The organism is aff. Roholtiella sp. LEGE 12411 (assembly GCF_015206995.1).
In the GTDB taxonomy this organism is placed as follows: Bacteria; Cyanobacteriota; Cyanobacteriia; order Cyanobacteriales; family Nostocaceae; genus Komarekiella.
The window spans coordinates 39,705-65,872 of sequence record NZ_JADEXR010000017.1 but is presented as its reverse complement, the minus strand read 5'-3'; the positions used below and the strand labels follow the sequence as shown (position 1 = coordinate 65,872).

Genomic DNA, 26,168 nt, shown 5'->3' with positions numbered 1-26,168 from the left:
GGGCATTGGGCATGGGTCATGGGGCATGGGGCATTGGGTATAGAGATTTTCATCTAATTGCGTTATTGTAAAAATCAGCTTCCCATCAGTTGCTATCAACTGATTTATAAGCATGAGCCAGTTTGAAAATCCCACTGCCCAAGCTACTTCTCTGACTAACCACGATCGCAAACCCATTCATGTACCTGGCTCTATTCAACCTCATGGCGTATTACTAGCACTCAGTACCGGATTAGAAATACTACAAGTTAGTAACAACACCCAAGAATATTTGGGCAAAGAGGTAAAGAATTTGCTCGGTCAACCCTTGAGTTACTTGCTTGATGCTCGGCAAGTTGAAGTAGTTAAGCAGTGCTTGATGAAAAAAATTGGCAGTAGTACTGCTTTGAAAGTATCAATTGCAACTTTAGATGGGGAACGATACTTTGATGCTATTGCTCATCGCATAGCAGAAGCTGTGATTTTGGAGCTAGAACCGACTGACTTGGAATCTGATTTGAGTTTCTTGAGCTTCTACGCTTTGGCGAGTGAGGCGATCGCTAAAATGCAAAGCACATCAAACCTGATAGAATTTTTGCATCTAGTAGCTCAAGAAGTTCAAAAAATCACGGGTTTTGACCGGGTGATGATTTATCAATTCGACCAACAGGGAGCGGGTTGTGTCATTACCGAAGTCAAACGAGAAGATTTATCACCTTATTTAGGACTCCACTATCCTGAAACAGACATTCCGGCACAGGCTAGGGAATTATACACGCGCTGCTTGCTTCGATTCATTCCCGATTTGTCTGCTCAACCTATTAAGCTAGCTACAACTGAAAACCCCACATCACATCAGTATCTTGATTTAAGCTACTCTGTGCTACGGAGCGTTGATTCATGCTGTGCTGAATATCATCAAAATATGGGAGTGGCAGCTCTGATGGTGATTTCACTCATTCAAGAACAGCGGCTTTGGGGATTAATCTCCTGTCATCATGAAACTCCAAAGTATATTCCTTACGAAGTTCAGAAGATGTGCGAGTTTTTAGGACAGATTGTTTCTTTAGAGTTAGCGCACAAAATTAGTCACTCGGAATGGGACTATAAGGGAAAGCTCAAGTCGCTGCAATCTGAGTTTTTAGAGTCCATTTCTCAAGCAGACAATTTTATAGATGCCTTAATCAAACCTGAAATCCGGTTGTTGGATCTTGTTAGTGCCTCTGGAGCAGCGGTTTGTCTGGATAATGAAATCACACTTGTGGGGACAACACCGGATATTGATCAGGTTCATGGGTTAATTGAATGGGCAGATAACCAAAGCGACAACCTGTTTGCTACCGATTCTTTGCCGAAGCTTTACCCAGAAGCTACTGTCTTTAAAAATACTGCTAGTGGCTTGCTACTACTGCGGATTTCTAAAGTCCGCCGCTACTGCATCCTCTGGTTTCGCCCTGAAGTTATCCAAACGGTATACTGGGCAGGTAATCCAAACGCATCTATGAAAGTTGAGGCAGATAATAGCATTACTCTTTGTCCACGAAAATCCTTTGAACAATGGCAAGAAACGGTGCGATTAACTTCTCTACCTTGGAAACCGTGCGAACTTGACAGTGCGATCGCTCTCAAAAATGCGATCGTCGGTATTGTACTCTCTAAGGCGGATGAGTTAGCCAAAATAAATCAGGAGTTAGAGCGCAGTAACAAAGAACTCGCTTCCTTTGCCTACGCTGCTTCCCATGACCTCAAAGAACCTCTGCGGGGTATCCATAACTTCTCAACAGTGCTGCTGGAAGACTACGCCCAAGTGCTGGATGATGACGGCATTGAATACTTGCAGACGGTAGTATCCTTGTCTGTGCGGATGGAAACTCTGATTAACGCTCTGCTGCGGCTCTCCCAGCTAGGACAAGCACAACTTAGAGAGCAAGCGACTGATCTCAACGAATTACTAGACCAGGTAATTGATGTCTTTCGTGCTAGTCGCCAAGACTCAGAACTTATCGAGATTCGTATTCCTCGACTTTTACCAACAATTCAGTGTGACAAAGTTCTTGTTAATGAGGTCTTCAGCAACCTAATTGGCAATGCGTTTAAATACAACGAGAAAGCAGAGCAATGGATCGAAATTGGCTACCTGGAAGAGGCAAGCAAAGCAGGGGAGCAGGGGAGCAGGGGAGCAAGGGAAGAAGAACTATTGATTATTGACCCATCCCCCATGCCCCATGCCCCATGCCCAATCTTTTACGTACGTGATAACGGTATTGGAATTCCAGCCCATCACTTAGAAACCATTTTCCGACTCTTCAAACGGCTCCACTCTCAGGAAAAATATGGAGGAGGAACAGGTGCAGGGCTAGCCATTGTTAAGAAAATTGTTGAGCTTCATGAGGGCCATATCTGGGTTGAGTCTACTGTGGGCATTGGTTCGGCCTTCTATTTCACGCTGGAATAGTTTAAGATATTCACCAAATATGTATTTTTGTTAAGTTCTTTTAAGACTGCGAATGACAAAAAAACTTCATGAACCGCTGCTCGTTGTTGAGGACAGCAATGAAGATTTCCGGATGCTGCAACGGCTAATGCGGCTGATGGCTGTCCAGAACCCGATACATCGTTGTACTAATGGGGATGAGGTCTTAGAGTTCCTCTATCGAGACTATCAAGAGGGGAGCGATGCCTATGGCAAGGGCGAAGTCCTACGCCAACCTAAAGCAGTGCTACGTCCCTCTGTTATCTTGCTCGATCTGAATTTACCAGGTATTGATGGTCGTGACATCTTAGATCGGCTAAAGCAAGATAAGAGTTTCAAAGAAATTCCCATTGTTGTTTTTACCACATCCTCTAACCCCAAGGATATTGAATTGTGCTACCAAAAGGGCGCAAATGGCTATCTAGTAAAGCCGATGGATGCTCAGGAACTAAAAAAGACAATTCAGGCATTTGTGAATTATTGGCTTGAAGCTAATATTCCGCCAATCTTGGATTAATTTGTTTATTTTCTGTTGATCAGGCAGTAGGGATACAAAAAGATAGAACAGACAACTAGGAGGACAAGGTGAGATATTTTCCTCTCTAAATTGCTGTGTCTAGTTGTCTGTGCTAGATTTTTTTCTCACTGCTTAACTCTGATGTGGTTACTAAGGTAGGCAAGCTTATTGCTTTATAATTAGTTAAGAATTTAGATTTTATTTATATTTATTTTATATTATTTTTAGAATTATGCAATAACCACAATCTGGATTAAAGGATTTATATTGCCCCCTGATCCTCATGCTTTGATGTTGGACACATGGACGCTACTGATCATCGATGATTGTGCAGCGGATCGGAAAATCTATCGTCGATATCTTTCAAAAGATCCGCACCATTTCTACCAGATTTTGGAGGCTGACTGTGCAGAGGACGGATTTGCTTTATGCCAGAAGAATCACTGTGATGTCATTCTGCTTGATTTTTGCCTACCTGATATGAGTGGGTTAGAACTCTTCGATAAGCTCAAGCAGGAGATATTTGAGAATAATGTGCCTGTGATTATGTTGACAGGGCGTGGTGATGAAGAACTCGCTGTGCAAGCAATGAAACGGGGTGCTCTGGATTATTTAGTTAAGCACCAGGTGAAACAAGATGTGCTACAAATAGCAGTCCGCAACGCGATCAAACAATTGTGTCTGCAAGCCCAGTTGAGCAAAACTCAGGAGCGACAGCGGCTAATTGCCACAACTGCTTTGCGAATTCGCCAGTCTCTGAACTTGGAACAAATTTTGAATACGGCTGTAGCAGAGGTACAGCAACTCCTGAAGTGCGATCGCGTGATGGTGTATAAATTCAACTCAGATACAGGTGGTAAGATAGTTGCCTCCTCGGTTGAATCATGGCGCACTGTAGCACTGAGCGTTGGTGATGATGGGACAAGAGACTGGGGGCTAAATTCTTACCCAATTACTAATACCCAATCTTTAATACCTATTACCCCTTCTTCTCAACGGGAGCTACGAGCTTCCCAATCCCAAATCCCTTATATTTATGAGCTTGGCTTGAGTAATTGCCGTACCCTCAAAAAGCAATTTAATACTGAGGCCAATCTAGTGGTTCCGATTAATTTGAGCAACAACGGGAACCCAGCCCCAAAGCTTTGGGGTTTGTTGATTGCCTACTATGAGTCAAAAGAGCGACAGTGGCAAACCGATGATGTAGAGATGCTTTATGAAGTGTCGGTGCAATTAGCGATCGCCATCCAACAAGCTGAATTACTTGCTCAAACTCAAGCAGCTCTTGTAAAAGAAAAGCAACTCAATGCATTTAAATCCCAAATCGTGGCGACAGTTTCCCACGAGTGTCGAACGCCGTTAACTTCAATCCTGGCCGCTGCATCAACTCTTGTAAAACATGGCCAGCAGTTGGATGAGTCTAAACAACTAAGGTTCCAGCAAATTATTGAGCAAAAAGCCAGGTATATGTCCAAACTCGTGGATAACATGCTTTTAGTTAACCAATTCGAGATGGACAAGACCAAGTTTAAGCCCATACCGCTGGATTTACTGGAATTTTTCTCTGATCTCATAGAACAAGAGCGAGATACAGTAGATGAGCGGTACAAATTGATTTTTCAAATTAGTGGAAATAACAAAGGCTTTTGGGGCGATCGCGAACTTTTACAGCAAATATTTGTCAATTTAATGTCCAATGCAATTAAGTACTCCCCGGCTGGAGGTATTGTTGAGTTCCACCTGATCGGTAAAGAATCAGAAATTGTGTTTTACATTAAAGATCAGGGAATTGGCATCCCGATCGCAGATCAAGAAAACTTGTTTCAATCCTTCAGTCGTGGAAGTAACGTTGACACAATTCCTGGCACAGGATTAGGATTAGCGATCGCTAAAGCTTGTGTAGAATTACATAGTGGTGATATTAGTTTATCTAGTGAAGTGGGGCAAGGAACTAAAGTTACAGTCAGCTTACCAAAGCAAGCTAATTCCTAAACGCATTGAAATTACAGCAGTTGCCAGTTAGCGAATGAGATAAACTAATCATCAAAGCCAGACACCAAAAGACTTTCAAGCCCATCCCCCATCCCCCATTCCCCATTCCCTACTATACATATTTACTATAAAATTTTACCGTGCAAGGTTTTCTCAACTTAAACAAACCATTCGACTGGACTTCTCACGACTGTGTGGCGCGGGTGCGGAAACTGCTACGCCTCAAACGTGTGGGACATGCAGGAACGTTAGATCCAGCAGCTACTGGGGTATTACCCATAGCACTTGGTAAAGCCACAAGATTATTACAATATTTACTAGAAGACAAAGCTTATAAAGCTACTATTCGGTTGGGTGTGCGTACCACAACTGATGATTTAGAAGGCGAAATTATCACTTCTCAACCTTGTACTGGATTGAGTATTGCAGACATAAAAACAGCACTAGTGCAATTTGAGGGCAAGATTGAGCAAATTCCACCAAGTTACAGTGCAATTCAAGTGGATGGAAAACGTCTTTATGACCTAGCACGTAGAGGCGAAATAGTCAAAGTTCCAGCGCGGACAGTAGAAATTTTTCACATAGAAATTTTGGATTGGCGGGAAGGAGATTTTCCCGAATTGGATATAGCGATCGCCTGTGGTAGTGGTACATATATAAGAGCGATCGCTCGTGATTTAGGCGCAGCTTTACAAACTTGTGGCACACTCGCCGCTTTGACACGCACTCAAAGTAGCGGTTTCCACTTGGCTCATAGTCTCACCTTGGCTGACTTAGAAACACAAATCCAAGCCGGGACATTTCAACCTAGTGTTCCTGATACCGCGTTGCAACATTTGCCATTTGTGACTTTATCCGCAACATTTGCCCAGAAATGGTGTCAAGGACAGCTAATTCCTATAACTCTTGAACTTTCCGGGATAGTGCGAGTTTACGAAGAAACTCGCTTTTTAGGTATTGGGCAATTACAAGGCGAAACGTTGATTCCCCAAATGGTGTTTGAACCAATTTCATAACCACAGCTTTAGCTCGACTTTATCCGGCAAAACCCCTGGCTTTTTAGCAAATACTTTTTTCACTCTACAGGTTATCCATAAAATTTAGGACTTACGCAAAATCTCTCTGAAAAGTTCTACTCCCAAGTCGCTATATCTCGCAGTGGCGCTGGAATTTCACCTTGAGATAGTGGAAATTCCAACACAGTTTCTCTGTAACCTAAATATCCAGACTCAGCAAACGATAAAAGCATTCGTGAAAGCGCCAACCAAACCTCCGATTCATATTCCCAATCACGATAACGCGAAGCCCGACCAGCAATTGAACGTAGCGCCCAAAAATAAGAATTCCTGACCACAGAACCACCCTTCTTAAACTCTGGCAAATCTTCGTGGTGGAGAAAAAGTACTTGATTTTCAATTCTGGCTCTCATATCAGCCATTTTAATTGATTCGGTGCAACGTCTTGACTACAAAGTCGCATTTAAACCCAAACGAAAAGTAAATCCAGGACTATAGATGCGATTCACTCGCTCGTATTGCTCACCTAGTAAATTTTCTAAGTAAACCGTCAGTCCTATATTGCTAGTTACAGGGATACGACCGCTAAAATCCAAATTCACGTAAGATGGAGAGAAATCTGTAGTCTTATCACCAGGATTATTAAAGAACGCTCTGCGAGAGCCACTGTTGTAAGTAAGATACAAATTAGCTTGCCATCCGGAATTTTGATAACCAACACCACTTTGAACGACAGAGTAGGGAATCAAACCTAACTGTAAACCATTCTCTGAGCCTGTTTTTATTTTGGCATCTGTATAAGTATAGTTAAGAAAAGTTGACCAGCCAGAACCAATTTTTAATTGCAATGCTGCTTCTAAACCATTGGTATCTACCAGGCCAATGTTTTCCCATTTTCCTGCTATAACTCCTAAGCGGTCATCGATACTACTGCCGAAATAAGTAAACTGTCCAATCAAATTATCAGAAAAATTGATATCTACTCCCGCAGTCCAAGTAGAACCATTTTCTGGTTTTAAATCAGGGTTTGGTTCCCAACCATGAACTGTATCAAAAACATATAACTGATCTAATCCAGGATTGCGTTGTCCCCCGGCCCAACTTCCACGCACAGCAACTTTTGGTGTGATGGCATAGCGTAACCCAACACTAGGATTGAAATAACTTCCAAACTGACCGTCAAAATTTTGTCTTAGTCCTAAATCTACTAGAAAATTATTGGTAATATTCCAAGTATTAACAGCAAATAAAGCTGTATTAAATACACTCCTGTTTTCAGTTTCGTTATTAGCAATCCTACTAGGATTTGTACTCAAGACATCACCGTTTAAGTCAGTATTTTTTAAATCTAATCCCCAGCGTAATTTATTATTAGCGGTAACTTGCCACTCATGATCTAACCTGGCTGTAAGTTGTTGGGTATCTAGAGAGCCTGTACGGTAAAAATTTCCTGTAGGGCCATAGGTGCTAAAGTAATCTCTGTTATAACCAATTGATGTTGTCAAATTAGAGCTTTCTCCATTACCCAGTCGAGTTTTCCAAGATAAACCAGCATTCAAACCATCGTGGTCTAGTCGGTCTTTTTGAAGCGGAAAACCAAAATAAATTAAGCCACGACGACTACTGAGTGCAGTAATATCGAAATTCAAAGAATTTTTATTATCTAAATCTAGACCAATGTTTCCAAAATAAGTACTTGTGGCTGTGTCTGCATTTGATAAAAAACCTTGAGGATCACGATTTGCTGCACCTATAGGAACACGGTAACGGTTATCTGTAAAGAACCTTTCAAAACTAAAGTTGTATTTGACAGCATTAGATGAACCACTATATGTCACTTGTTGATTATTTAAACTCAATGAGCCAAATTCTGCACTACTAGTCAATTGAGGTTGTCCAAAACCTTCCTTAGTAATGATATTAACAACTCCGCCAAAAGCTGATGAACCATACAAAGCCGAGGCTGTACCGCTATATAATTCTACTCGTTCAATAGCTTCTACAGGAATGCTATTTAAGTCGGTTCCACCATGATAAGTGTTGACATTATTATTAATTGGTCTGCCATTAATCAGAAATACAGACTGATTAATTGAGGCTCCGCGGTAATATGTACCTGTGTGGATATCTGCACCATGTCCTACATCATTGATGGCAAAACCAGGCATTCTTTTCAAAATATCGGCTAGGCTTGTAGCACCTTGTTTTTGAATTTCTTCTTTCTCAATTACGTAAGTTGGTGTAGATTGAGGTAGGTTATCTGGTTCTGCGATCGCTTCTATAGAAATGTCTGCATCATCGGCGGGAGTTGGCTCTGTTTCAGACTGATTTTCTGGAGTGACTTCTTGTTGAGTTAATAATTCAGCGCTAATAGTGGGTAGCTCAATGTCACTCAGACTAGGAATATTTGAAGTTTCTTTGGTTGATTTATCAGTATTTCTCTGCTCAATCTCTGTATCAGCAGCAAAGCTAGGAAATGTTATTAGTAAACTCGATAAAGAAATTTGCAGTAAAAAAAAATACTTGTTCACCTTATTATCTCACAACCAGTAAAAACAGTCACCACGTAGTATTGTTGCTATAACAGTAAAATCGTGTCAAAAGACACGCTGTCATATTTACACAATTCACCTCTTGACTAATAAAGCAACTAGATTATCTGTAAATTTAATCTTATTAGTTACTGCTTTAGTTTGTATTTATTTAGCTGCGATTTTGATTAATTTGAATGAGTATAAAATCAACAAAGTTTAATTATATCAAGGCTGTATTAATAGTTACTATAAAGATAGTAAATTTAGAGATAAAAATCATTTAATTATGTCTAAAAAAAACTGAATTTTATATAATAACTTTACATAATCATCTGCTTGATTCTAAGTTATGATATAGAATTTAAGAGTTAAATTCACTATTATTCAAGTGGACCACATAATTTTCTGAATCATTTGCTGGCAATTTTGCCCCACTAAAATAGAACTGTTCATCACCTGACCCATAAATTAAGACAATGGCTAAAATAGTAATTTCCGACTTACATCCTAGTGATGCGAAGAAGTTTTTGCATGACCTAAATTCAGTACAAATAGATGCCATACTAGGTAGTAGTACGCCAGAACTACTGCTATCTACGATATTTGATGGTGTACTTGAGCTAGTATCTAATAATACTTCGCCTAATACATCAGGCAACAAGGTTTTTGGAGTTGACTTTTCAAATTTAGCCGTCAATTTAATAGTCATCTAATTATTCAGTAGTTGCCAATTCCTCCTAATGGATAAGCAAAAAATAGTTAACCATTCATAGGTAGTATAATTTTGACAATAATAGGTTCTAAATATATTTAGAACCTATCATCTAATTAATAGTAGTCTAGATAACACCAAATTTTACAGAATAGCAACTTCAGTTGCTAATTGAATTTCTTGTCGCAGACTCTTCAGTAAATCTAAAGTTTTTTGGTAGGCGACTTTCTTTTGTTGGTGCTCAAAATACTCAGACGCCTTTTTTAAATCAGCGTAGATGCGAAGCAGCTTGTCGCTAGACATCGCTCCTTGATGATATCCTAGGCGATAGCGAGCAATTCCCCGATTGACGTAGGCTAAAGCGTTACTAGGATTAAGTCTGATGACTTCAGAAAAATTAACTACTGCACCAAAGTCATCCCCATTTCTACCGCAAGCACAACCCCGGTTAAAGTAAGCTCTATCATCGTTAGGATTGAGACGAATTGCTAAATTAAAGTCGAGCATAGCTGCTTGGTGGTTTTGCAACACCAAGTGCGCCAAACCTCGGTCATTGTAGATATCTGCAAGCAGTAAACTGGTTATTTGAGTAATTTGAGTTAATGCTCTATTGTAATCAACAATAGCCTCTGAGTAATTTTCCTCTCCAGCTAAGGCTATACCTCGATTATAGTAGGCTCGAAAATCATCAGGTTTAAATGCGATCGCTTGATTGTAATCAGCAATAGCAGCTCGATAATCCCCTTGTCTGTAGTGCGCCAGTCCCCGATTCAGATAAGCCTCAAAGTTATTGGGTGCAAAATTTATTGCTTGAGTACAATCAGCGATCGCCTGATGGTAATCTTGTAATTGAAGATAAGCAAGACAGCGATCGCCATAAGCTACAGTAAAATCTTTCTGAAGTTGAATCGCCTGGTTAAAATTATCTATTGCTTCCGGGTAATTACCACGCCGCATCTCGTCTACACCCAACTTGAAGAAATCGCCTGCTGTAATTTGGGTGATAATAAGAGGTAATGAATGCGCCCTTGGAGTCGAAAAAGTTAGAAACAAAGCAATAATCACACTGAGAAATAATCGCCGTAAATCAGTCATAAGCATCATATTTGACAATTTCGGCAGCAACAAAATTCGCGGGACAAAAAGCCCCGCAAAAAGTTAATTTTTGAAGTGAGATGTTGGTTTTAACTCTACTCACCTTACACTTGCATATTTATTCGTAAGACTTCTCTGTTTGTAATTACAAATCACAAAAGACAAATGACTGTCTTAACGAAAAAATGTGCAACTTAGACGCCCATTAGTTTACTTCCAATCTTTGTCTGCTTCTTCAAGCACGTAGGCGGCTACATCCTCAATCTGATTAGGTTTTAAACGACCATTGAAGGCGGGCATGGCATTTTTACCTTTTGTAACTTGGGCGATAATCGCTTCTGCTGAGTACATGCCATACTTTTCTAAAGCGTCCTTCTTCAGAGTTTTCTGAGCTTGAACTAGATTCTTGCCACCCGCATGACAAGAAGCACAATTAGCACTAAAAAGCTTGGCTCCACTAGCGCTGTCTGCTGCAAAAGCTGGACTACTGAAGGCAAAGGTGAAGATAGTTATGCCTAACAGTATTGTTGAAATGATTTTTTTCATTCTGTGTTCTCTCTACAATAATACCCGATTCACTGCAATACGCTCCATAATTCTTATTTGAGCAGTTCTCCCCGTCAAAAGACAAGCTGTCAAACTTAGCCTTAAGGATCAATAATTGATCAAGAATAAAGAGTCAACTACCCCACTGACAAGCGAATGGGGTTTTATGGGGGATCAATAAATCTCTTGCTGCTTTTAATTTCAACCCTCATCCTGTACCTTTAGTTGCTAACTGTGTTAGCGCCTGTTCTGTGACGCGACAAATTCGCCAATCATCTAAAATAGATGCTCCCATACTACGATAGAACGCCTGAGCCGATTCATTCCAATCCAACACACTCCACTCTAACCGTCCGCAATCCCGCTCCACAGTTATCTGGGCTACTTTTATCAGGAGAGCCTTTCCAATACCTTGGCTTCGATATTCTGGTAACACAAATAAATCTTCCAGATAAATTCCCGGTTTTGTCAGAAAAGTTGAATAATTGTGAAAAAACAGGGCAAAACCAACAGCTTGCCCCGCATATTCTGCTAAAATTGCCTCCACATATCTTGGCGTGCTAAAAAGATGCTCTTTAAGTGCTAGAGCATTGCCAGTTACAGCATGAGATAATTTTTCGTACTCTGCAAGCCCTTGAATTAATTCAAATAGTACATTGCAATCAGCTGGTTCAGCAAAACGCAAAATTAAATCGCTACGCGATATCATTAGTCCCTAATCCATAGTCTATAGTCCATAGTCTATAGTCAACCGTGCAAAGTTTTTTGACTAATAACTAATAACTAAAGAAAGGATCAAAGCAGAGGTATAAAACACCCAGTTTTACGGCTTGCCACAGGTCAGGATGAAGAAATATACAGATATAAGCCCCTAAATTTATTTGTAGAGCTAATTAGGTCAGGCGTTAAATCTCTATCTCAAGCCAAAGGATTTAACATATAAAGTGTAAAGTGACAATCTAGATCAACCAACCTTTTAAGCGTTTGGCTATGTGGGGACGCCGTAATTTTCGCATGGCTTTGCTTTGAATTTGTCGCACTCGCTCACGGGAAAGATTAAACATATTTCCAACTTCTTCCAGAGTACAGGGTTCGCTGGTTGTTAGACCGTAGCGCAGAGAAATTACGTCTTTCTCCCGTGGAGTTAGCACGTCACCCAATACTTCCCAAATCTCCTGACGCATCATGTTTTCATTCATTTTTGCTTCTGGAGACAGGTTGTCTTCATCTTCTAGCAAATCCATCAATTCCGTATCTTCTTCTTTCCCGACACGGTGATTGAGGGAAAGCGCTTGACGCCGCAGTTGTTGTAGTTGGCGTAGTTGTTGGACGCCAATTTCTAAAGCTTCGGCCATTTCAGCTTCAGAGGGATTGCGACAGAGTTTTTGCTTAAGTTCCCGTTGGGCTTTTTTTAGCTTGTTCAGCTTTTCAACAATATGGATAGGCAAACGAATAGTCCGCGCATCGTTAGCTATAGCACGTGTAATTGCCTGTCTAATCCACCAATAGGCGTAGGTAGAAAACTTATATCCTTTATCTGGGTCAAACTTTTCTGTAGCACGATTTAAACCCATTGCTCCTTCCTGAATTAAATCCAGAAAAGGTACTCCTCGATTGAGATATCGCTTGGCAATGGAAACTACCAATCTCAGGTTAGAGCGAATCATTTTGCGTTTCGCAACTCGACCTTGATACAAGCGACTTTCTAGTTGTTTTTCCGTCATTTCTAGCTGGGATGCTACTTGCTCTTTGCTAGGTTGCAACCCTAGTTCTAAATGTAATGAAGCTTGTATTTCCCTAACTTCTTCTAAAAACCTGACTCGCCGCGCTAATTCTACCTCTTCGTCAGGTTTTAACAGTGGATAACGCGCCATTTCTTTAAAAAACGCGCCTACAGCATCATCATGCTCGGTTTTATTGTATCCCGATGGGCGGGCTGCTGCCATCTCATCCCCATCGCGTTCTTCTGATTCGACATTCTCTATCTCTATAATTGGAGGTTCTTCATCTGCCACTGGATCTAAACTATCGAGTGATTGTTCTTCATTATCAGCAGCATTCTCCAGAATTTCCATTTTTCCCAATTCAGCAATATTCATAGTTTCCTTGAGGATTGTTGCTTTTTTTGGTGCATAATTTAGTGACAGATGCTTGTTGAAACCTTGGTAGTTTTCTTAATGGACAGATGCACCCTTTTACCTAGCAGAATATGAACTTCTGCTAATTTTTCTTTAGGATTGAAAATCGGTATTTACTTACCTGTTATAGGTTACACATAGATAAAACCAACAACAAATACTGACTTTCTCACCCCATAAAACCTTATTTTTCAGGCTTACAATAAAATACGTACATATATATTCCTCATTTTTTTCTTAATTACCAAATATGTCAAACTCCCTCAAACTTTCTCAACCTTAACAAATATCAAAATTTTAGGTAATAATTCCAATACGTTAAATTTTCCTATATTTTGCTAAAATCTTTGACTTTTTAGGCGATTTTGGTCATTGAATAAATTGAAAACTTGCTACTGGGGTTATGCATCTCTATATTAGGGTTACTCAAATGAAACAAATTACAAATGTAGCAGCTTAATTTCCGGATCATCTTGTTTGTATAAGAGCATCTCATATACAGCAAGGGTTGAATATCTATCGATAGGCGGAAAACGGCTATTCCCTATTTAGGAGATAGACAATAGTTCTGGAAATAACCGAGGTAATTTTATTTGTTGGTAGGTACAAAATATTTATTGCACGTATAGTTGAGATGAATTTGTCTAGTAGATTACATAAGAAGAAACTTATCAAGTATTATGGGTGATAAAAGTATTGCGAAATACAGTTTATGTCTATGAAAGCGAAAAGTCAAAGTTGAGTGAGCCAGGTTAATTTTGACCAGCTAGATAAGGGAAATATCTGTCTATAAAGTCAGAAACTATGTATATTAATGACGTAAATTTATCTCCTATGGTAGCTGAGCCTGGGGAATCATATCAGTCACAGACAACTTTAAACAAATGGATTGAAGTACTGGTAGATTGTCCAGGAAGCACAGGACTATTTACTTACCGATTGCCAGCCCAGTTAGAAATAAAACCAGGTGATATTTTGAGTGTGCCATTTGGAGCACAACAAGTAGGGGCGATCGCTATTCGTTTGCTTGCACAACCAAATATTGACATACCACTAGAAAAAATCCGAGAAGTAGAAGATATAGTCAGCGTCGGGTTTTTCCCAAGTGCTTATTGGGAATTACTCAATCGAGTAGCCGCATATTACTATACACCACTTATTCAAGTGATCCGGGTTGCTTTGCCACCAGGGTTGTTAGGGCGATCGCAACGTCGCATCCGCCTTATTCGAGGAGGAGAAGACAAAGAAACAAACAATTCAAAATTCCAAAATACTTTTACTCCCCCACAGTCTTCTAGCTCCCACTCCTCCACTCTCCCGCTCATCTCCTCGTTTCTAACTCCAACTGCACGGCAAATTTTGGAACTTCTGCAAGCGCAACCAGCAGGAGATTACAGTTTCGTTTATATACAACAGAAAGTTAAATCCGCCTACCGAGGAATTCGTGAGTTGTTGCGATTTGGTTTAGTACAAAGTTACTTAGAACCGCCGCGACTAAATCGACCAAAGCTGCAAAAAGCAGTAACACTCATAAATACAATCGATCACGACTTAACCACTCGCCAACGAGAGATTGTAGAAGTGTTGCGGCGCAGTGGTGGTGAGTTGTGGCAAAATGAATTATTGCAAATTTGTAATGCTAGTTCCTCTATTCTCAAGACGTTGACACAAAAGGGTTACATCGTCATTGAAGAACGGGAAATATTGCGAACAGAACAAGGACCAGCATTAGCAGGCGATCGCCCTAAATCTTTAACTGCTGACCAAGCTAGTGCTTTAGCGATAATACAATCAATAGATGGATTTGCTCAAGTTTTGTTGCATGGGGTGACAGGTTCAGGAAAGACAGAAGTATATTTGCAAGCGATCGCATCTTTACTCAATCAAGGCAAATCCGCCCTCGTCTTAGTTCCAGAAATTGGACTCACACCCCAGCTAACTGACCGTTTTCGCGCCCGATTTGGCACGGCACTCACCTCAACGGGGGGAACCCCCGCACGGCGCTGTCTCTACAAAGTTAGCGTTTATCATAGCGCCCTCTCAGACGGTGAACGTTACGACACTTGGCGACAAATGCTCACAGGTGAACCTCAAGTTGTGATTGGGACTCGCAGTGCCGTTTTCGCCCCTTTGCCCAACTTGGGTTTAATCATTTTAGATGAAGAACACGACAGCAGCTTTAAGCAAGACTCTCCCATCCCTACCTACCACGCCCGCACCGTCGCCCAGTGGCGAGCCGAATTAGAAAATTGCCCGTTAGTGTTGGGTTCCGCCACCCCATCGTTGGAAAGTTGGGTAAGCGTCAAAGTAGCTCAAACACAAACAAACAAACACAATTTCTCCCCCTCCTACTACCTCTCCCTTCCCGAACGCATCAACTCCCGCCCACTACCGCCAGTGGAAATAGTAGATATGCGGCAGGAGTTACAGCAGGGAAATCGTTCTATATTTAGTAGAGCGCTACAAGAAGCTTTACAACAGTTGCAACAGACACAGCAACAAGGAATTTTATTTATCCATCGCCGGGGACATAGCACCTTTGTATCTTGCCGCAGTTGTGGATATGTGCTGGAATGTCCGCACTGCGATGTGTCACTAGCGTATCACCATACGGAAGAGGGAGCACCGCAATCATTACGCTGTCATTACTGTAACTATACGCGATCGCATCCGCAATACTGCCCCGACTGTAGTTCTCCTTACCTAAAATTTTTCGGTAGCGGTACTCAACGAGTAGCCCAAGAATTAGCTCGACAGTTCCCAGAGTTGCGCTTGATTCGTTTTGATAGCGATACCACCCGCAATAAAGGCGCACACCGTACCCTACTCACCCAGTTTGCCAACGGTGAAGCAGACTTATTAGTAGGTACACAAATGCTCACCAAAGGATTAGATTTGCCCCAGGTGACACTTGTGGGCGTTGTCGCCGCTGACGGATTGCTACATTTATCAGACTATCGCGCCAGCGAACGGGCATTTCAAACCCTGACTCAGGTAGCTGGACGTGCTGGTAGAGGCGACGATCCGGGGAGGGTGATTGTGCAGACTTATACCCCAGAGCATCAAGTAATTGAGGCAGTGCGATCGCACGATTATCAGTCTTTCTCTGAAACTGAATTAGAACAACGGCAAGCACTTAATTATCCCCCTTACGGAAGGTTAATTTTGCTGCGCTTAAGTAGTCTCGATCCCATTCAAGTGCAGAATGCAGCGCAAATAATCGCCACAGTTTTGAGTTCAGAAGAGGGATTTGAAATATTGGGCCCAGCACCAGCGAGTATTTTACGAGTTGCTAATCGTTATCGCTGGCAGATATTGATTAAATTTGATTCTGATGTATTGCCACAATTACCAGATTGGGAACAAGTGCGATCGCTTTGTCCTCATGCTGTGAGCTTGACCATAGATGTAGATCCATTAAATATTATGTGAAGAGAAATTATGGTCAAGAAAGTAGCGATCGTTGGTGCTGGCCCTAGCGGAGTTTTACTTGCTCACTACCTGTTACACCGTGGTGACAAATACCAAATTGACATTTATGAGCGCCGCAGTGATCCCCGAACTGTCTCATTCTCGAAATCCCGAACCTTCCCCATTTCTCTCAGCTATCCCTTCTGATTACCAATACCTCTGCCAATTTACGAGGGTTCAACACCGTTGGAAACGGTATGAATACGTCCCAAAGCAGTAAGCTTGGCAAAAATCTGGGTTAATAAAATAGGCTCAGGGATTTCGGGAAGCATTTTTAACATTTCACGAACATATCGAAAACCAGGGTTTCTCTTGGGTTTTTACTTTTTCGCTTCGCAGCTAAGCCGAGTCTTCTCCCAAGGGGAGACGCCAAGAGCAAACGAGCGTCATTGCGAATTGACAATTGTTTTGGTAAATCAGTAGCAGGACGAGTTTCTCTAGTTTCCATTGGATTTTTCCTGCAAAATTCAGTAGTTTTCCAGATGCTTTATTTTTAGTAGCCAATCAGGTGTAAAACGTCGCGGAGAACGCTATAACCAGCTAAATCCCAAAGTAAATATGCAATAAAACCAATCATCGCAAAACGACCATTCCATAGTTCGGCTTGAGGAGTCCAGCCAAATAGAAAAGCATTGCGATCGCTGCCATTGTATTCTGTTGCAATTGTTGGCAAATCAGTGGAAGAGCGAGGTTCCATTTTTTTTTGTCCTAAACAATGTGTTTGTTAACTTTAATGTAGCTATTTAAAACTGAGTTGTTTTCTGCCTGTGGGTACAATCTCTAAGCACTTCTTGTGGACGATAATCAGAAATATATTGGTACACACAAATCCACCTCAAGAGAGTGACACCAAAGATAATTGTAAATAAGTGTAAATCCTAATTAACTGAACCATAGATTTCAACAAAATAAATTATCGTGACTAAGTAATTAAAAATTAACGATATTAATTTTAGGTTTCGTAAGGTTTTGACCTCAAAATACTTGGAATTAAAGGAATATTTTTATCGATAGATAACAAAAATTCTATCTTCCGCTGGATAGAGGTTTCAAACTTTGGAGAGATGCATTAACCACCTAAATTACTGGATTCTGAGAGCTACAAGAGTTAAGTATTGCCATAGGTACACAAAATAGATCCAGATTTGCTTTTCAGGTAGTTCTTAATCCCCCCATATTTAAAACAAACATAGAGGAAGGAAATACATGTTTCAAAGTGCGGAAATCATGCTGGGTCTTTACAAGCCACTATTCTGGGTGGCACAGATCCCGGCAGATAGCTCAAGCTTTACGCCAGCACAGGCATCAGTTCTCACTTCGGGGCCGCGCTTTTTTGTGGCTTTAATCTCCGGTGTGATCCTGGCCTTCGCTTTCCAATTGGTTTTAACAAACCTTTCTGTTGCGGCTGGTATTTCCTACCTGGGTCGTCCATCTACTTCGGATTCAGGTAGCGAAGAAGTTGGAAGTTTGGGGGGCACGATTCGCAAAATTGGTATAGCAGTGGGGATTTGGACATTAGTCACTGTGACGATCGCCTCATTAATCGCTTCTTTCCTCGCAGTAAAACTCAGCCTCCTGGTTTTAGATCCAGGACTGGGAGCGATTCTGGGGTTAGTTATTTGGGCTGCATACTTTTTACTACTGATGTTGGCAAGCTCCACTGCTGTGGGTTCTGTAGTCGGGTCAGTAGTCAGTACAGCAACTTCAGGTTTTCAGGCGATTATGGGGACAGCTACCGCTGCACTAGGTGCAAAGGCTGTCAATAATCAAGTAGTGGCAACAGCTGAAGCCGCCGCTGCCGCTGTGCGTCGGGAACTAGGGAGCGCCATCGACCCCACAAGTATCCGAGATAACATTGAAGATTACTTAGACAGGCTGCGTCCCCCAGAGCTAGATTTGTCCAAAATTCGAGGTGATTTTGAAAATTTACTCAACGATCCGCAATTAAAAGCGATCGCCGGGACTTCAGACATCCGCAATATTGACCGTCAGAAGTTTACTGAGTTAGTCAGTAGTCGCACCGACCTTTCCAAACGAGACGTTAACCGCATAACCGATACGTTATATAAAGTCTGGCAGCAGGTAGTAAGTCAGCAACCACCCACCCAAGACCGGATGGGTGAGTTAATGGACTATCTCAAATCACTCCCACCCGGACAAAGCAAAACAGATGAACTCAATGCCAAACTAGAGCGGTTAATTGCCGAAACGCGTGGTTCCAAAGAAACTGACCAAAAGGCAACCGCAGGGCCCATTCAACAAACACTCCAGCAAGGATTGACCGCCTTAACTGGTATTGTCATGGGACGCACTGATTTGTCAGATTTGGATGTGGAAAAAATCTTGCGATCGCTCACCACAGCTAAAGACAAAGTAACTCAACAAGCAGATAAGCTAGGGTTGCCCACACCATCACAACCTTATAGCCCAATTCGAGCTGATGTAGAAAACTATTTGCACAATACCTATGCTTGGCAGTTGAGCCAGGAAAAAATTGCTCAAGAATTTCGTGATGTTATTTACGACCCAGCAGCCGATCCTGGCACAGTGCGAAGAGAATTAGAGCGACTTTCTCGCAACGATTTTGCTAATATCCTGCAACAGCGAGGACTGCTTACCCAAGCCCAAATTCAGCGCATTGCAGATCAACTGGAAGCTGTCCGCCAAGAAGTCTTAGTGACAGTTACCGCTGTTGAACAAAGAGAGATAGTACAAGACTTGCAACGCAAAGTGGAAAGTTATCTGCTTGTTACCCCAAAAGCAGATTTGACGACCCCTGAAAGCATACAGCGAGATTTTGCACCGCTATTAGCAGACCCAGACGCAGATTATGAAACCTTGGTGCTGCGACTGGCGCAAATTGAGCATCAAGAAATGCGGGAAATATTGCTGCAACGTAATGATATTGATGTCTATGAAGTAGAAAGGATTGTTGACGAGTTAGAAAGACAGCGCGATCGCGTCTTGGTAGAATCCAAAGGACTAGCAGAGCAGGCAAAATATCAAGCAGAAACCCTCTGGTTAAATGTAGAGTCATATCTGCGTAACACTGGTAAAGGAGAATTAAATCCTGATGCTATCCGCGCCGACCTAAAAAAGTTGTTGGAAGATCCTCAAGCAGGAATTACTGCAATTCGGGCACGTTTGTCTCGCTTTGACCGCGATACCTTGGTGCAGTTATTGAGTCAACGGCAAGATTTGAACGAAGACCAAGTTAATCAAATCATCAATGATGTTGAGCATTCGTGGTATAATGTCCGCCATGTACCTCAAGCTGTAGTGGATAAAGCTAAGGAGCAATATGATTCTGTTACTACCACACTTGCAGATTACTTGCGGAATACTGGCAAAACAGAACTGAACCCTGAAGGTATTCAACGGGACTTTAGTAGATTGTTTGAAAATCCCAAAGAGGGAGCCGTAGCACTGCGCCGTCGGTTGTCGCAAGTAGACCGCGATACCTTAGTGAAATTACTGAGCCAGCGTCAAGACTTGAGTGAGCAACAAGTCAATGAAGTTATTGATTCCTTGCAAACATCGATTAGCAACTTTGTGCGTGCGCCTCGTCGCCTAGCCACTCGCACACAACAAAGAGTGCAAAATTTCCAAGCTTATTTGCAAGAGTATTTGCGACAAACGGGGAAAGAAGAACTCAACCCAGAAGGTATCAAACGCGACTTACAACTACTGTTACACGATCCACGAGTTGGGGTGGAAAGTTTTAGCGATCGCCTTTCCCATTTTGACCGTGAGACAATTATCGCCCTGCTGAAAATTCGGGAAGATATGTCTGATGAAGAAGCAGCGAGGATTGCCGACAACATTGTCTCGGTGCGTGATCAATTTGTGGAACAAGTGCGGAGTATCCAACGAGGCATTCAAGATGCAATTGATGGAGTTTTTGCCCGCATTCGTAACTATCTCAACTCCCTGGATCGTCCAGAACTCAACTATGACGGTATTAAGCGCGATGTTCGCACAGTTTTTGAAGATCCCCAAGCAGGATTTGATGCTCTGCGCGATCGCCTGTCTTCTTTCGATCGTGATACTTTAGTGGCGCTCATGAGTTCCCGTGAGGACATCTCTGAGGAAGATGCCAATCGCATCATCGACCAAATTGAGCGGGCACGCAACACAGTGTTACAACGTGCAGAACGCCTACAACACGAAGCCCAACGCCGCTTAGAATCTGTGAAGCATCAAGCCCAGCGGCAAGCGGAAGAAACCCGTAAAGCCGCAGCTACAGCGGCTTGGTGGCTGTTTGCCACAGCGATTGTCTCAGCTATTTTCTCTGCATTAGGAGGAGCGATCGCTGTAGTTTGGGTGTAGGTTGACAAGTTGTCTTTGCTAACTTTTTCTAGCCTCCCTGTGTGGGAGGCTTTTTTATGCTCCAGGATTTTGGTTTAATCTTTGTGCCAACTGTTCCTCTGAAACCCACACACCGTGGAAACCATAAGGCACACGCTGGGGAATGATCACCCGCGCTACGGGTTCAGCAGTAACATCTTGAGCATTAACTACTACTAATTCAGAAGTGTCTGAATTCTCATCGTGAACAAAAGTCACAAGCCAACCATCATCTTCAACTATGCCACCAGAACGCGGTGCAAACACAGTTTCACCACCATAGCGCCCCTGTCCAAATTTATGGGTTTGGGATTGACCACTCCTAAAGTCGTACTTAATTACTCCCTCGAATAGAGGTAAGGAACTCTTCGCCATCTTGTTAGTATAGCCATATCGCATCTGTCGCCCCAACAGATTTTCGTTGATGCGGGGGAATTCGGAAGCTACATCATCCAACATTTCCTCACGCACTGTTCCCGTATTGAGGTCGAACCGCCAGCGATACAAGCGGGGGATATTGGCTTCTGGATCAGATTGCGAATCACCAGACAAGACAGTAGTTGAACTCATGCGACAGGCGACAACTACCACTTCATCTCCCTCTTCATAAGCGTTGAGAGTATGGAAAACGTAGCAAGAGGGACTTTCAAACCAGCGGATATTACGGTTGTCGCCGTGACGTCGGAGAATGCCAAAGCGACTGGGGCGATCGCGCTCAAACATCATTAAAGGTTCTCCCCGTTGCATTCGTTCTGGGCTGAAAGTTAGCGGCAGATCCATAAAAATCGTGTAGTTTTCAGTGATGGCGAAATCGTGCATCATTACACCCATTGGTAGGATGATTGGCACTGTCCACAACAGTTCGCCTTCTGCCGAAACCACACTGTATTGCAGGTATGGTGGCGCAAACGGAGAGTAGCCAAAGAATATCATCTCCCCTGTAATCGGGTCTACCTTGGGATGGGCAGTGAAAGCAGAAACCAGCTTGTCATTGTAGGTGTATTTGCCAATTGTCTCTAATTCAGGAACCTTAATCGCATGAGGACTACCCCCTTCGTTAAGCGCTAACATTTGACCAGCGTGCCACACTAAGGCAGTGTTAGCAGTATTTTTGTAAGCACCGTGGGGGTTATCTAACTGTGATGATTCCAACAACCCATTCCAGATAGCTTTACCCGCTTTTTGCTCTATTTTCCATCCCGTTGTCTGCACATAACGATTGCGATAAGTGGCTGTACCATTGCTAATTCGCACACCGTGCAACATGCCATCTCCATCAAACCAGTGATATTGACCAATGGGTGACCATTGAGGATTAGGACCATTCCGCACAAACATCCCCGATAGCTCAGAGGGGAGTTCACCTATTACTTGCAATGTGTCAGCAGTAGTTTCTTCATGGACTGGGGCAAAGTTCCCATCTAAATAAGGATTGACTGCTATTGTTGTCATTGTATTAGTTATAAGATTTACTGAATTTCGTGTGATAGCACGACAAATAAATTTTAATTATAGAAAGTCTTGAAAAAGAATACCAATTCTCTATAAATGCTGCATAAGCTAAAAGACATTTAAATTGCACAATCATTCATGAGGGCTGTCATGCGTCATTTGTCATTAGTCGAAAGTAACCCTCTCCTAAGAAAACAGAATGGTTTCTTTCATCCATAGCGAGCGATCGCTCATGAACAGCTTCTGTCACTCTCCGAAAACATTTGCCTTTTCTAAAATCTAGAGCTTTTGTATAGCAAGCAATCGTGCGATTCTTTTCTAATAACAAATACAAGACCTATTTTTTTCTAAAAGTATAGCTTGTATTGATTGCCTCATGAGGCTTCTAGCGATCGCCCTCCCGGAGAGTGACACAAGAGGGTTATTTACAAAGGACTTATGATAGCTCATCAGTAAAGCAACTTGTTCCAACAAAAAAGCGCCCTCCATTCCTGGAGAGCGCTTTCTACTTAGTTAAATTCAGAATTAACCGTTGATTGCAGGAGCACTGATAGCTACAGGAGCAGAATCAAGAGCAGCCAAATCTAGAGGGAAGTTGTGAGCATTGCGCTCGTGCATTACTTCCATACCCAGGTTAGCCCGGTTGATTACATCTGCCCAAGTACCAATCACACGACCTTGAGAATCAATGATTGATTGGTTGAAGTTGAAACCGTTCAAGTTGAACGCCATCGTGCTTACACCCAAGGCGGTGAACCAAATCCCGATGACTGGCCATGCAGCCAAGAAGAAGTGTAGTGAACGGCTGTTGTTGAATGATGCGTATTGGAAGATTAACCGACCGAAGTAGCCGTGAGCCGCAACGATGTTGTAGGTTTCTTCTTCTTGACCGAATTTGTAACCGTAGTTAAGGGATTCGCTTTCGGTGGTTTCACGAACTAACGAGGAGGTTACTAGTGAACCGTGCATTGCACTGAATAATGAACCACCGAATACACCTGCTACACCTAGTTGGTGGAAGGGGTGCATTAAGATGTTGTGTTCTGCTTGGAACACGATCATGAAGTTGAAGGTTCCCGAAATACCCAAAGGCATACCATCTGAGAATGAACCTTGTCCAATTGGGTATACCAAGAAGACTGCGCTTGCTGCTGCAACCGGAGCTGAGTAGGCGATCGCAATCCAAGGACGCATTCCTAAGCGGTAAGATAGTTCCCACTCACGTCCCATGTAGCAGAATATGCCGATTAGGAAGTGGAATACTACTAACTGGTAGGGACCGCCGTTGTACAGCCACTCGTCTAAGGAAGCTGCTTCCCAAATTGGGTAGAAGTGTAGACCGATGGCGTTGGAGGATGGTACTACTGCGCCGGAGATGATGTTGTTTCCGTAGATTAATGAACCTGCTACTGGTTCCCGGATGCCGTCGATGTCTACGGGGGGGGCGGCGATGAAGGCGATGATGAAGCAGGTGGTGGCTGCTAGTAGGGTGGGGATCATCAACACGCCGAACCAGCCAATGTATAGGCGGTTGTTGGTGCTGGTTATCCACTCACAGAATTTATCCCATACGTTGGCGCTGCTGCGCTGTTGTAAGGTTGCTGTCATGGTTTTATAAGTGCGTTTAGTTGTGAATGAATCAAGCAAGTTGTTTTTTTGCTTGTGATAGTAACTTACACTAATTTACATAACTTTATCAAGCTTTTAATTTTTGTAAAACTGATGGAAGCTATTAGTTTTACTTATTAAAGGGTTAGGGTTGCGATCGCTTTGTAGGTTTGGTTAAAAACTCCAAGATTTAACTTCTTCAGCATTCGTCCTACACTCACTCGAATGAGTGTGGGACGCCAGTCGCCTGCGACGGGAAACCCATGTACAGCGCTGGCTCATGAATGCGCGTGAGTTGACGACTGTCTTTTGACCAATGCGATCGCCAGACTCGGCAGGTGTAGGTACTTTACATTGGACTTAAGCTATTAACCTTGAATACAAGTCCAAGGGGGGTAGGTGATTTCACTTTTTCAAAACTACAGTAAAAGAATTTAAATAACCTGTAATAGTTCTAGCTAAAGTCTTGTGCTGCTTTTTCGTAGTTATAGCCATTACTTGATACAAGCGTCCCTCAGCAACATACATCCTGTTTTTAGTGATTTTGCCGCCAGAGTTAATATACTCAATTTCTCTACCCGGATGACCATTTGAACTACGAATATTGCGTTGACGTACTAAATTACTTTTCGTAGTTTTTAAAGCCATAAGCTGGGCTTTATTCAATATTTCTTGAGGGTTAGACATTTGACCATAACTGTGAGGAAAGTCATTATAAGTTACTAGATATGCCACTTGCTGCTTTGGCGGTTGAGCGACAAATATTTCTAAGTTAATTTCCCCCATGTAGGTTTTTTGGGTTTGAGTCTCTCTTTGAGGCATTCCGGGCATCAAAATAGTAAAGCGCCCATCTGGAGCAGTAAATAACTTCCATTGTGGCTGCACTAGTTGAGCAGCAGTTGGTTTAGTTTGAGAAACTGGACGTTTGGGTTGACGCGCATCTACTAAAACAGAACCACTGCATAAAAAAGTAGCTGCGATTAATGGCAACAAATATCTGATTGTCATATTTTTTGCTTTTGAAGATGCTGATATTACGGAGGATGTTAGTTGTTCACTCTAGTAGATCTGCAACTAACTTGACCAATCAATCTAGCAAATTATTTACAAAAATCCCTCGCAGATGGACAAACCCCAGCAGAAATTAAGCAGCTACTCAGAAGTACAAAACCGTCCACTTAAGATCATTTTTCCACTATTCCACCCTGGTTCCCAGGTCGTCGCCCTTCGTCCACCTTTACCAAGCAATCCGGGTTTCAGATCCGCGACGATCAGTATTAGTCATTCGAGATTTCACATAATTGGACTGTCATCAAAATGGTCGGTGACGATGCGTCCAATAGCATCAATTTCTACCAGTTCGGCAGCAGAAAGTTTAACCTCAGCGGCTAGTGCGTTTGCTGTTGCTTGTTCAGGATAACGCGCGCCGGCGATCGCATTTGCTTGGGGTTGGGCAATTAACCACGCCAAAGCCAACTGTGCCAGGGTACAATTGTGGCGGGCAGCTATGGGACGCAGTTTTTCTAAAGCTTGTTCGGCACGTTCAAAGTTTTCGCCTTGAAACAGTTTGTTCTTAGCACGGTTGTCTGCTGGGTCAAATTTATGACCATACTCAAATTTCCCTGTCAACAATCCTTGTGCTAAAGGCGAATAGGCCAGGATAGAAATATTGTTTTCTACACAATAAGGCATTGCATCCTTTTCTATCTGTCTCCAAAACAAAGAATAGGGTGGTTGTAAACTATCAATACGTCCATACTTTGCTGCTTCTGCCAATTGAGCGCGGGAAAAATTAGAAACACCAATTGCTCGAATTTTACCTTGCTCTTTGAGTGAAGTCAGAGCACTCATAGTTTCCTGAATTGGCACTATTTCACTATTGAAAGCGCCGGAAGGCCAATGAATTTGGTAAAGGTCGATGTAATCGGTTTTGAGGTTAGTTAGAGAGCGCTCACAAGCTTCAATTACTTGATCATGCTTTAGATGGTTAGCAAAAACTTTTGTGGCATATTCCACGCGATCGCGCACATCAGATAAAGCTTCCGCTACAATGCGCTCAGAATGCCCTTCACCATATACTTCAGCAGTATCAATTGTAGTGATCCCGGACTCATAAGCGGCTCGGATGGTTTTAATAGAGTCAGCATCTTCAATTCCCACCCACATTTTTTTACCAGCTTGCCAAGTTCCCATAAGAATGGGTGTGATTTGCACATCCGATTTACCTAGCGATCGCTTTTCCATGCTTAAATCTTGATTTGATAATTCCTTCTCCATCTTATGCAGCT

The 26,168-nt window shown here is 42.3% G+C and carries 20 protein-coding genes; 8 read left to right on the top strand and 12 right to left on the bottom strand.

The window, feature by feature from the left end:
* The first annotated feature begins 112 nt into the window (after window positions 1-112).
* The 4 genes from IQ246_RS06225 to truB all read left to right on the top strand — a co-directional run bounded on the left by IQ246_RS06225 (window position 113) and on the right by truB (window position 5,977).
* A complete protein-coding gene (locus IQ246_RS06225; protein WP_194001123.1) occupies window positions 113-2,434 on the top strand; it encodes an ATP-binding protein in 2,322 nt (773 codons plus the stop codon).
* Window positions 2,435-2,486: 52 nt separating this feature from the next.
* Window positions 2,487-2,969 carry a response regulator gene (locus IQ246_RS06220; protein WP_194001121.1) on the top strand — a complete coding sequence of 161 codons (483 nt, stop codon included), beginning with the start codon at window positions 2,487-2,489 and terminating at the stop codon, window positions 2,967-2,969.
* A gap of 291 nt (window positions 2,970-3,260) precedes the next feature.
* The gene (locus tag IQ246_RS06215) at window positions 3,261-4,961 is read left to right on the top strand and encodes an ATP-binding protein (protein WP_194001138.1); all 1,701 of its coding nucleotides are present in this window, start codon (window positions 3,261-3,263) and stop codon (window positions 4,959-4,961) included.
* Window positions 4,962-5,101: 140 nt separating this feature from the next.
* The gene (truB, locus tag IQ246_RS06210; RefSeq protein WP_194001119.1) at window positions 5,102-5,977 is read left to right on the top strand and encodes a tRNA pseudouridine(55) synthase TruB; all 876 of its coding nucleotides are present in this window, start codon (window positions 5,102-5,104) and stop codon (window positions 5,975-5,977) included.
* A 116-nt stretch (window positions 5,978-6,093) separates the two neighbouring features.
* On the opposite strand, the gene IQ246_RS06205 is transcribed toward truB, so the two are convergent.
* Together IQ246_RS06205 and IQ246_RS06200 are read right to left on the bottom strand one after the other, a co-directional pair.
* Window positions 6,094-6,390, bottom strand: a complete 297-nt coding sequence (locus IQ246_RS06205; protein ID WP_194001136.1) for a hypothetical protein — start codon at window positions 6,388-6,390, stop codon at window positions 6,094-6,096.
* Between the two features lie 36 nt (window positions 6,391-6,426).
* Window positions 6,427-8,508, bottom strand: coding sequence for a TonB-dependent receptor (locus IQ246_RS06200; RefSeq protein ID WP_194001117.1), 2,082 nt, complete (start codon window positions 8,506-8,508; stop codon window positions 6,427-6,429).
* A gap of 479 nt (window positions 8,509-8,987) precedes the next feature.
* Here IQ246_RS06200 and IQ246_RS06195 point away from each other — a divergent pair, with 479 nt between their 5' ends.
* Window positions 8,988-9,224: a hypothetical protein gene (locus tag IQ246_RS06195; RefSeq protein ID WP_194001115.1), complete on the top strand. Its 237-nt coding sequence runs from the start codon at window positions 8,988-8,990 to the stop codon at window positions 9,222-9,224.
* 143 nt (window positions 9,225-9,367) lie between these two features.
* On the opposite strand, the gene IQ246_RS06190 is transcribed toward IQ246_RS06195, so the two are convergent.
* From IQ246_RS06190 to IQ246_RS06175, 4 genes are all read right to left on the bottom strand, one after another.
* On the bottom strand, window positions 9,368-10,318 hold the full coding sequence (locus IQ246_RS06190; RefSeq protein WP_194001113.1) for a tetratricopeptide repeat protein: 951 nt from the start codon (window positions 10,316-10,318) through the stop codon (window positions 9,368-9,370).
* Between the two features lie 210 nt (window positions 10,319-10,528).
* Window positions 10,529-10,864: a cytochrome c6 PetJ gene (gene petJ / locus IQ246_RS06185; RefSeq protein WP_194001111.1), complete on the bottom strand. Its 336-nt coding sequence runs from the start codon at window positions 10,862-10,864 to the stop codon at window positions 10,529-10,531.
* Between the two features lie 208 nt (window positions 10,865-11,072).
* Window positions 11,073-11,573: a GNAT family N-acetyltransferase gene (locus IQ246_RS06180; protein ID WP_194001110.1), complete on the bottom strand. Its 501-nt coding sequence runs from the start codon at window positions 11,571-11,573 to the stop codon at window positions 11,073-11,075.
* A 250-nt stretch (window positions 11,574-11,823) separates the two neighbouring features.
* The gene (locus tag IQ246_RS06175; protein WP_194001108.1) at window positions 11,824-12,963 is read right to left on the bottom strand and encodes an RpoD/SigA family RNA polymerase sigma factor; all 1,140 of its coding nucleotides are present in this window, start codon (window positions 12,961-12,963) and stop codon (window positions 11,824-11,826) included.
* Window positions 12,964-13,806: 843 nt separating this feature from the next.
* Between IQ246_RS06175 and priA the strand changes: the two genes are divergently transcribed.
* Together priA and IQ246_RS06165 are read left to right on the top strand one after the other, a co-directional pair.
* A complete protein-coding gene (gene priA, locus IQ246_RS06170) occupies window positions 13,807-16,434 on the top strand; it encodes a primosomal protein N' (RefSeq protein WP_194001106.1) in 2,628 nt (875 codons plus the stop codon).
* Between the two features lie 9 nt (window positions 16,435-16,443).
* Window positions 16,444-16,620 (top strand): NAD(P)-binding protein, encoded by a 177-nt coding sequence (locus IQ246_RS06165; RefSeq protein WP_244141940.1) that lies wholly within the window; start codon window positions 16,444-16,446, stop codon window positions 16,618-16,620.
* Between the two features lie 127 nt (window positions 16,621-16,747).
* Here IQ246_RS06165 and IQ246_RS06160 read toward each other — a convergent pair whose 3' ends face one another.
* Entirely contained in the window at window positions 16,748-16,921 is a 174-nt protein-coding gene (locus IQ246_RS06160; RefSeq protein ID WP_194001104.1) for a hypothetical protein, read from the bottom strand.
* Window positions 16,922-16,966: 45 nt separating this feature from the next.
* Window positions 16,967-17,170 carry a chlorophyll a/b-binding protein gene (locus IQ246_RS06155; RefSeq protein ID WP_194001102.1) on the bottom strand — a complete coding sequence of 68 codons (204 nt, stop codon included), beginning with the start codon at window positions 17,168-17,170 and terminating at the stop codon, window positions 16,967-16,969.
* Between the two features lie 509 nt (window positions 17,171-17,679).
* Here IQ246_RS06155 and IQ246_RS06150 point away from each other — a divergent pair.
* The gene (locus IQ246_RS06150; protein ID WP_194001100.1) at window positions 17,680-20,802 is read left to right on the top strand and encodes an MFS transporter; all 3,123 of its coding nucleotides are present in this window, start codon (window positions 17,680-17,682) and stop codon (window positions 20,800-20,802) included.
* A 54-nt stretch (window positions 20,803-20,856) separates the two neighbouring features.
* Here the strand turns inward: IQ246_RS06150 and IQ246_RS06145 are convergent, their stop codons facing one another.
* The 4 genes from IQ246_RS06145 to IQ246_RS06130 all read right to left on the bottom strand — a co-directional run bounded on the left by IQ246_RS06145 (window position 20,857) and on the right by IQ246_RS06130 (window position 26,124).
* Window positions 20,857-22,272 (bottom strand): carotenoid oxygenase family protein, encoded by a 1,416-nt coding sequence (locus IQ246_RS06145; RefSeq protein ID WP_194001099.1) that lies wholly within the window; start codon window positions 22,270-22,272, stop codon window positions 20,857-20,859.
* A 525-nt stretch (window positions 22,273-22,797) separates the two neighbouring features.
* Window positions 22,798-23,880 (bottom strand): photosystem II q(b) protein, encoded by a 1,083-nt coding sequence (psbA, locus tag IQ246_RS06140; protein WP_194001097.1) that lies wholly within the window; start codon window positions 23,878-23,880, stop codon window positions 22,798-22,800.
* A 405-nt stretch (window positions 23,881-24,285) separates the two neighbouring features.
* Entirely contained in the window at window positions 24,286-24,888 is a 603-nt protein-coding gene (locus IQ246_RS30180; protein ID WP_244141939.1) for a hypothetical protein, read from the bottom strand.
* Between the two features lie 285 nt (window positions 24,889-25,173).
* Entirely contained in the window at window positions 25,174-26,124 is a 951-nt protein-coding gene (locus tag IQ246_RS06130; protein WP_194001135.1) for an aldo/keto reductase, read from the bottom strand.
* Between the last annotated feature and the right edge of the window lie 44 nt (window positions 26,125-26,168).

Bases quoted from the DNA above. Each gene is read 5' to 3' on its own strand.
- IQ246_RS06160 (WP_194001104.1), bottom strand. From the start codon at position 16,921: ATGGAAACTAGAGAAACTCGTCCTGCTACTGATTTACCAAAACAATTG.
- IQ246_RS06145 (WP_194001099.1), bottom strand. From the start codon at position 22,272: ATGACAACAATAGCAGTCAATCCTTATTTAGATGGGAACTTTGCCCCA.
- IQ246_RS30180 (WP_244141939.1), bottom strand. From the start codon at position 24,888: ATGACAATCAGATATTTGTTGCCATTAATCGCAGCTACTTTTTTATGC.
- IQ246_RS06165 (WP_244141940.1), top strand. From the start codon at position 16,444: ATGGTCAAGAAAGTAGCGATCGTTGGTGCTGGCCCTAGCGGAGTTTTA.
- IQ246_RS06205 (WP_194001136.1), bottom strand. From the start codon at position 6,390: ATGAGAGCCAGAATTGAAAATCAAGTACTTTTTCTCCACCACGAAGAT.
- IQ246_RS06190 (WP_194001113.1), bottom strand. From the start codon at position 10,318: ATGACTGATTTACGGCGATTATTTCTCAGTGTGATTATTGCTTTGTTT.
- IQ246_RS06215 (WP_194001138.1), top strand. From the start codon at position 3,261: ATGTTGGACACATGGACGCTACTGATCATCGATGATTGTGCAGCGGAT.
- IQ246_RS06180 (WP_194001110.1), bottom strand. From the start codon at position 11,573: ATGATATCGCGTAGCGATTTAATTTTGCGTTTTGCTGAACCAGCTGAT.
- petJ (WP_194001111.1), bottom strand. From the start codon at position 10,864: ATGAAAAAAATCATTTCAACAATACTGTTAGGCATAACTATCTTCACC.
- IQ246_RS06195 (WP_194001115.1), top strand. From the start codon at position 8,988: ATGGCTAAAATAGTAATTTCCGACTTACATCCTAGTGATGCGAAGAAG.
- psbA (WP_194001097.1), bottom strand. From the start codon at position 23,880: ATGACAGCAACCTTACAACAGCGCAGCAGCGCCAACGTATGGGATAAA.
- IQ246_RS06155 (WP_194001102.1), bottom strand. From the start codon at position 17,170: ATGGAACCTCGCTCTTCCACTGATTTGCCAACAATTGCAACAGAATAC.
- priA (WP_194001106.1), top strand. From the start codon at position 13,807: ATGTATATTAATGACGTAAATTTATCTCCTATGGTAGCTGAGCCTGGG.
- IQ246_RS06175 (WP_194001108.1), bottom strand. From the start codon at position 12,963: ATGAATATTGCTGAATTGGGAAAAATGGAAATTCTGGAGAATGCTGCT.
- IQ246_RS06225 (WP_194001123.1), top strand. From the start codon at position 113: ATGAGCCAGTTTGAAAATCCCACTGCCCAAGCTACTTCTCTGACTAAC.
- IQ246_RS06220 (WP_194001121.1), top strand. From the start codon at position 2,487: ATGACAAAAAAACTTCATGAACCGCTGCTCGTTGTTGAGGACAGCAAT.
- IQ246_RS06130 (WP_194001135.1), bottom strand. From the start codon at position 26,124: ATGGAAAAGCGATCGCTAGGTAAATCGGATGTGCAAATCACACCCATT.
- IQ246_RS06150 (WP_194001100.1), top strand. From the start codon at position 17,680: ATGTTTCAAAGTGCGGAAATCATGCTGGGTCTTTACAAGCCACTATTC.